The organism is Aeromicrobium sp., from assembly GCF_036676885.1.
In the GTDB taxonomy this organism is placed as follows: domain Bacteria; phylum Actinomycetota; class Actinomycetes; order Propionibacteriales; family Nocardioidaceae; genus Aeromicrobium.
Genome location: NZ_JAKFCB010000156.1, coordinates 1 through 7,509, shown reverse-complemented (window position 1 = coordinate 7,509; position 7,509 = coordinate 1). Strand labels below are relative to the sequence as shown.

Genomic DNA, 7,509 nt, shown 5'->3' with positions numbered 1-7,509 from the left:
GACACGACCGTCATCAGGGCGAGCGAGACGACGGCGAGGACCGGGCCCGTGCGTATGCGGGCTCCGTCCCGGGTTTCTGTGGTGCTCATGATGGTTCTCCTCTTGGCTGAAATTCTGTGCATGTTGAATTAAAATTCATCGTATGTTGAATTGTCAAGGGGTGCAGGCATCCTTTCGACCCGTCCGGACGACCGAGTAGGTTCGTCGGGTGCGCATCGCGACCTGGAACGTCAACTCCATCCGCAGCCGCATCGACCGGGTCACCGGTTGGCTCGAGCGCAACGACATCGACGTGCTCGCCATCCAGGAGACCAAGTGCCGCGAGGACCAGTTCCCCGGCCTCGAGCTGTCGGCGATGGGCTACGACTACGCCCACTTCGGGCTCAACCAGTGGAACGGCGTCGCTCTGCTCTCACGCGTCGGGCTCGACGACATCACGACGTCGTTCGCGGACGACCAGCCCATGTTCGGTGACCCGGAGATCGTCGAGGCGCGGTCGATCGGCGCCACGTGCGGCGGCGTCCGCGTGTGGAGCCTCTACGTGCCCAACGGACGTACGCTCGACGACCCCCACTACGTCTACAAGCTCGCGTGGCTCGAGCGGCTGCGCCAGGCGTCGATCGAGTGGCTCGCCGAGAACCCCGGGGGCCAGATCGCGCTGACCGGCGACTGGAACGTCGCGCCGCAGGACGAGGACGTGTGGGACATGTCGAAGTTCGAGGGCCACACCCACGTCTCGAAGCCCGAGCGCGAGGCATTCCAGGCGATCCTCGACGCCGGCTACGCCGATGTCGTACGCCCGCACACCCCGGGTGAGTTCACCTACTGGGACTACCAGCAGCTCGCGTTCCCCAAGAAGCGCGGCCTGCGCATCGACTTCATCCTGGCGTCGGAAGCGCTGGCGTCGCGCGTCGACCGGGCGTGGATCGATCGCGAGGAGCGCAAGGGCAAGGGCGCGAGCGACCACGCACCCGTCGTCATCGAGATCAGCTGACTGAGCGGCTACCGAAGAGGCCGCGGGTCTCGCTCCACAGGGCGGCGGACAGCCGGTCCTTCGCGCTGTCGATGAAGGCCCTGGTCAGATGGCTGCCCTGCCGGTAGACCAGCACATTGCCGATCACCGGGGCGCAGCGATCCGTGTCGGGGCACACGGTGTCGGCCATGTCCACGACTGCGACGCCGGGCACCTGCTCGGCGGCTGCCCTCTGCACGTCCGCACCCGAGTGGCGGATCGCCTGCGTCTTGTCGAACGCGCAGGCGGGCAGGTCCCTGGAGTGCTGGGCGACGCACTCGTAGACCACCTCGTCCGGCGCCGGGTTGTCCAGCAGGGCGACGACCGGGATGTCGGCCTTCGTGAGCTTCGACCAGTAGTCGACGAGTCCGGCCTGCATCGCCGCGCGGTCGGCCGGCTTGCCCCCCGTATCGCCGGCCGGCACGGCTGTGGAGTGCCGGTGCGACGTGATCACGAGGTCGGGCTTCATCGCCAGGATCCTGCGCATCACGTCCTTGCCCCAGGCGCGGCAGTTCTCCCCGTCAGCGCCGCCGCGGTGAGCAGCGGTGAACGGGCAGGCCGACTTGGTGAGCTGCACGAGCTTCCAGTCCTGCGCCTTCGCGATCGAGCTGAGCGCGGTCTGCCACTGCACGATCTTGGAGTCGCCCACGATGACGACCGTGCGATCGCCCTTGAGGTCGCCGAACTCGCACGCCACCGGCTTGGCTCCGTGGAGGACCTGGCACTCCTTGCGGGTGTCGTACTGCGGCGGCCGGTCCTTGGGCGCGTCGATCGGGAGGGGCCGCATCCTGTCCACGGCCTTGATGTCGCTCCAGACCACGCCGGCATTGGCCGGGTCGTCGAGGGCGAGCGCGCCGGGGCTGTCCGATGGCGAGGCCTCCTTGACGACCGCGCCGAGCGCCACCGAGGCGTTGAGGCTGAAGCCGATGCCGACGCCGAGGGCCGTGAGGGCAGCGCCGATGCCGAGCGCGCGTCCCGTGGGTTTGAACGGCGTGCCGAACCGGACGGGGTTCTCTATGAGCTTGTGGCACAGCCACGCCGGGACGACCGACGCGATCATCAGCAGCACGGTCCAGCGCAGGCGGAGGTCGGGGTACTTCGCCTGGGCGGCGACCAGCATCGGCCAGTGCCACAGGTAGATCGAGTAGGAGAGGCCGCCGATCCACACCATCGGACGCACGCTGAGCAGCCGTTGCGGCGAGAACCGCGCCTCGGTGATGCCCCCGGCGATCATCAGGGCCGCGCCGACCGTCGGCACCAGGGCATTGACGCCCGGCCACGTGGTCGAGCCGTCGAACGCCATCGCCGCGTATGCGATCGCGGCGAGGCCGAGCCAGCCTCCGATCGCGCGCAGCACAGGCGGGAGCTGCCCGACCCGGCTCGCCGACAGGGCGAGGAGGGCGCCGATGCCGAGCTCCCAGATGCGGGTCGTCGACACGAAGAACGCCGTGCCCGAGTTGTCGTGGGACTGCTGGACCGAGTACGCGAACGAGGCGAGCGTCACGAGCCCCAGCACGCCGAACGCGCCGAGCCTCCACCGCCGCGCGGCGACCAGTGCGACGAGCACCATCAGCAGGGGCCACAGGACGTAGAACTGCTCCTCCACCGACAGCGACCAGTAGTGCTGGACCGGCGATGCGCCGATGTCCTCGGCGAGGTAGTCGACGGACCGGTCGGCCAGCCTCCAGTTCACGACATAGAGAGCCGCCGACACGATGTCGCCGCCGAAGTCCTGCCGCTGGGTGATCGGCAGCCAGACGTACGTCACGAGCGCCGAGAACAACAGGACCGTCGCGCTGGCCGGCAGCAGTCGCTTGACGCGCCGGGCCCAGAAGTTACCGATGCGAACCGTGCCCGTACGCGCGACCTCGCGCGCCAGCAGCCCGGTGATGAGGAAGCCGGACAGGACGAAGAAGACGTCGACGCCGACGAAGCCACCGGAGAACCACGGCAGGCCGGCGTGGAACGCCAGCACCACACCGACCGCGATCGCCCGCATCCCCTCGATGTCCAGCCGCAACAGCCGTCCATGGTCCTCACGGACCGCAGCCGGACGCTGTCGGCTTGCTCGGAGCATCGTCGAGATTCCAATCTGCTGCGGGAAGGGGGCGGGCACCGGCATCGGCCAGGTTCGCCCGGCAGTCATGCTCACGGTCGGGGTGCCAGGTGGCGCGTGCCAGAATACCCGACAGGCTCCTCACCACCCCAATCGTCCTCGTCACACCGACAGGTCCGCCCGGCTGGGACCGCAACCGGCCATTGGTGGGCATTCGCCCCATTGAGGTAACCTTCCGCAGGCAGCAAACCCACCATCAAGGAGCCTGTTTTGTCCATCGACATGGCCATCATCGGCCTCGGTTACGTCGGACTCCCGTTGGCCCAGCAGGCATCCCGGTCCGGCCTCAGCGTCGTCGGTTTCGACGTCAACGGCGCGATGGTGGACACGCTCAACGGCGGCATCAGCCACATCGACGACCTGACGGACGCCGACATCGCCGAGATGATCTCCCTCGGCTTCAAGGCGACCACGGACGAGGGCGCGCTCGCCGAGGCCGACGCCATCGTGATCTGCGTCCCGACACCGCTGTCGATCGAGGGTGAGCCGGACCTCGGAGCCGTCATCGCGGCGACGACGACGATCTCGCGCCAGCTGCGCAAGGCGCACCTGGTGGTGCTGGAGTCGACGACCTATCCGGGCACGACCGACGAGGTCGTCAGGCCCATCCTGGAGAAGGCCGGCCTGAAGGCCGGCACCGACTTCCACCTGGCGTTCAGCCCCGAGCGGGTCGATCCCGGCAACCCCACCTACGGCATCGCCAACACCCCCAAGGTGGTGGGCGGCCACACCGCAGCGTGCACGGACGTCGCCACCGAGTTCTACGGCCGATTCATCGAAACGGTCGTGCCCTCGAAGGGCACCCGCGAGGCCGAGATGACCAAGCTGTTGGAGAACACCTACCGGCACATCAACATCGCCCTGGTCAACGAGATGGCCCAGTTCTGCCACGAGATGGACATCGACCTCTGGGAGGTCATCCGCAACGCGGCGACCAAACCCTTCGGGTTCCAGGCCTTCTTCCCCGGACCCGGCGTCGGCGGGCACTGCATCCCGATCGACCCGAACTACCTGTCGTACAAGGTCCGGTCGACCCTGGGCCGCCCGTTCCAGTTCGTCGAGCTCGCCCAGTCGATCAACCTGCAGATGCCGTCGTACGTCGTGGAGCGGGTCACCGACCTGCTCAACGAGGAGGGCAAGGCGCTGCGCGGGGCGACGATCCTGCTGCTCGGTGTCACCTACAAGCCCAACATCGCCGACCAGCGCGAGTCACCCGCGACACCCCTGGCCCGGCTGCTGCTGGACAAGGGCGCCAATCTGGTGTTCCACGACCCGCACGTCGACGACTGGCGGCCCGACGGCACCTCCGTCACGCGCGCGCCGGATCTCGATGAGGCACTGCGCACCGCGGATCTGTCGGTCCTCCTGCAGAACCACCGCGAGTACGACCTCGGGCACCTGGCCACCACAGCCCGCCGGCTGTTCGACACGAAGGGCGCGACGGACGATCCGGCTGTCGTGCGCCTCTGACGCGGTGACCTACTCGGGGATGTCCCCGAGCCGGGAGATGTGCGTCGCACGCTCCTGCCACGCCTGCGACGGCAGCGGTCCCAGCACCTCGGTGTAGACGTCGCGGACCACCTCGGCCTGCCCTGCCCAGGAGAACCTGTGACGCAGCTTCTCGTCTCCGCGAATCCGATCCGCGAGCCGGTCGTGGTCGGCCAGGGCCTGCTCGACCGCTCGGACGAAGTCCGGAACATCGTTCGCGCGATGCACGGTGCCCAGCCCCAGCTCGCGCACCAGCTGGGCCTGGACCGGGGTGTCACTGGTCACGATCGGCAGACCGGCGGCGACGTACTCGCAGAACTTGTTGGTCAGTGCCACGTCGTGGTTGCCACTGCGGAGCAGCGGGCTGAGGCCGAGCGTCGCGGTCCGGATGTAGTCCGGGACCAGCCCCGGTTCGACGTACGGCAGGACGTGGAACCGGTCGACGACACCCAGCTTCTTGGCGCGCGCCCGGAGCTCACCGGTGATCAGACCCTCGTGCGCGACGACGAGCAGGTGCGCATCCGGGAGGCCGGCCAGGCCGTCGACGGCCGTCGCGACTCCGCGCGCGCGATTGAGACCTCCGACGTACACCAGGAGCGGGGTCTCGGGACCGAGCGCGAGCAGCTCGCGAACGTCGGTGACCGCCTCCCCCGGGGGCGGATCGATCGGCGCATTGAGCACGACGTCGGGCCTGTGCCGGAGGCCGTGGTCGCGTTGCAGGTGGTCGGCCAGCGGTTCGGACACCGTGATCACCCGGTCGGCAGCGTGGATGAACTCGCTCTCCAGATCGCAGTACGCCGCCACCACACGTGGATCGACGACCGCGAGGCCGGGGAGGTATTCGTGCGCGTCGTAGATGACTCTGACGACTCTTCCGCCGGCGGCCGCGCGCTGGGCGGCCCGGATCGCGACGCCGAGGAGGAAGACGTCGTGCACGTGGATGAGGTCCGGCCTCAGCTTGTCCAGCATCGGTCCCAGGACGAAGTCGCGATCGAGCGTCTGGGGCAGCGCCCGCCGCCACCTGGCCAGCCCTGACCTGCGATAGAAGGTCAGCACCCGGCGTCGGTGCTCGCCCACGCCGAGGTCGCTGCCGGCCGAGAATCGCGCTCTCCACCGGCGCATCAGCCCCACCTTGATGCCGCGCGCACGGAACACGGCCCGGCGGACCTTCAGTCCGGCCTTCGCCCTCGCGAGCGTGCGCCCCGCCCGACGCTCATCGGGCGGGTCCGTTGCCACGGGCTCGCGGTAGCGATCTCGCCGGATCCCTCCTTGAAGGGCGGTCAGCTCTCGCTGCCGGTGTTCCAGCAGTCGTTTGGCGCGTTGCTGCTCCTCCGGGTTGCTGAACCAGGGCGTGATGCGCTCGATGAGCCCCCGACCCGGATCCGAGAGGGGATGGCCGATCACCGGGGTGTTCACGACGACTCCGGCGACGACACTGCGGCCCCGATGGGCACGACCGGCCACGCCGAGTGCCGTGACGTCCAGGCCCCACCCCGCCACGGTCTGCGCATACTTCATGACCCGCGCATCGATCACGACATCGTTGCCCGACACCATCGCGACCCTGGTGCCGATCGGCGTCGGGAGCCAGTCGGCGGGCACGCGGTCAGGGCTGTCGAGGAACGACGACAAGGCCGCTGCGGACTGCCCGCCGGCGTGGACCTGCTCGACGAAGGCTCGTCCCCGGGCGGCGGCCTGACGGGCCGCCTCGGGCTCTGCCATCAGCTCGCGGATCCGGTCGACGATCGTCTCGGCGTCCACCTCGATCACCGGCAGGTCCACACCCGTGAGGTCCCGCACCGTGGACCGGGTTGCCTCGGAGACGTGGCCCAGCACGACCCGCCCTGCCGCCATGCCTTCGCAGGCCGCCACACCGTAGGACCCGATCGCCAGCTGGTCGATGACGATGTCGGCGCCGCGGAAGACCGCCGGCATGTCGCTGTGCGGAATGCCCTCCACTCGGCGGTAGACGATCTCCCCGGCGTCGTGCAGCTGCTGAAGCAGCGGGTCGACGAGCTCCGACCCCTTCATCCAGCCCTGGCTCGGCGCATGAGCCAGGACGGGAACCCGACGCTCCATGACCGGGTCGTCGGTGCGCCATACGTCGAGGTCGACCACGACCGGGCACCAGGTCGCACCGGGCGCGAATTCCAGGAGGTCGGGGGTCGACACGAAGACGGACCCCGGATAGCTGTTGTACATGCGCGACGTCCGGCGGGCGAATCTCTCGTACTTGTCGACCTCCTCCGGGTCGGCGTTCCGGAACGGCGACCATGGCTCGATCTCGATGTGCCGGCTCGGCAGCCGCAGGTCCGACCCGTGCGCCAGGAAAGCGACCTTCAGCCCCCTGGCGAGCAGTCGCGACACGTCCCGCATGGCGTCGCGGTCCTTGGCCGGGCCGAACAGGGACCGGCCGGCCTCGATCACGACGTGCGTGTAGTTCGCCGCGACGTAGTCCAGGAACTCGCGATGGAACTTCTTGTCGCTCCGGTACGTCTCCAGGTCGACCTGGATGTCGGCGGGAAAGTCGAAGCCCTCGTTCCGGGGCGCGTAGCTGTGCGCCGACGTGTCCGGCACCCGCTGGTCGAGAGCGCGCGCCCACAGCGTCGCCTGGCTGCTGAAGTTGGCCGGCCCGATGAGCACCCGCCGGGCTGTCGTCAGCCGTGGTACGGGCCCGAGCGGGTGGAATCCCTCGACCAAAGCCACTGGTTCTCCTTGTCGACGGTATCGAGTGCCCTAGCGTACTGACCGTACCCGTGACCTCCGGGCGGCGCGTGCACCCGCCCGCGTAGCCTTGCACCGGATGACACGGTACCGATCTGAAGCTCAGGAGCTGGTGTGATGTCGGCAACGATCAAGGCAGGCGCCCAGGTGGCCGACTCCGCCGCCGTCG

4 protein-coding genes are annotated in these 7,509 nt (G+C 68.9%); 2 read left to right on the top strand and 2 right to left on the bottom strand.

Annotated features, from left to right (window positions below):
- Positions 1-208: 208 nt before the first annotated feature.
- Positions 209-994, top strand: coding sequence for an exodeoxyribonuclease III (locus tag V6M46_RS07675; protein ID WP_332663467.1), 786 nt, complete (start codon positions 209-211; stop codon positions 992-994).
- On the opposite strand, the gene V6M46_RS07670 is transcribed toward V6M46_RS07675, so the two are convergent.
- Positions 987-3,089 carry an acyltransferase family protein gene (locus V6M46_RS07670; RefSeq protein WP_332663465.1) on the bottom strand — a complete coding sequence of 701 codons (2,103 nt, stop codon included), beginning with the start codon at positions 3,087-3,089 and terminating at the stop codon, positions 987-989. The two genes, V6M46_RS07675 and V6M46_RS07670, sit on opposite strands and share 8 nt — an antisense overlap.
- A 249-nt stretch (positions 3,090-3,338) precedes the next feature.
- Between V6M46_RS07670 and V6M46_RS07665 the strand changes: the two genes are divergently transcribed.
- A complete protein-coding gene (locus tag V6M46_RS07665) occupies positions 3,339-4,598 on the top strand; it encodes a nucleotide sugar dehydrogenase (protein WP_332663463.1) in 1,260 nt (419 codons plus the stop codon).
- A gap of 9 nt (positions 4,599-4,607) precedes the next feature.
- Here the strand turns inward: V6M46_RS07665 and V6M46_RS07660 are convergent, their stop codons facing one another.
- Positions 4,608-7,322 (bottom strand): glycosyltransferase, encoded by a 2,715-nt coding sequence (locus V6M46_RS07660; RefSeq protein WP_332663461.1) that lies wholly within the window; start codon positions 7,320-7,322, stop codon positions 4,608-4,610.
- Positions 7,323-7,509 lie beyond the last annotated feature (187 nt).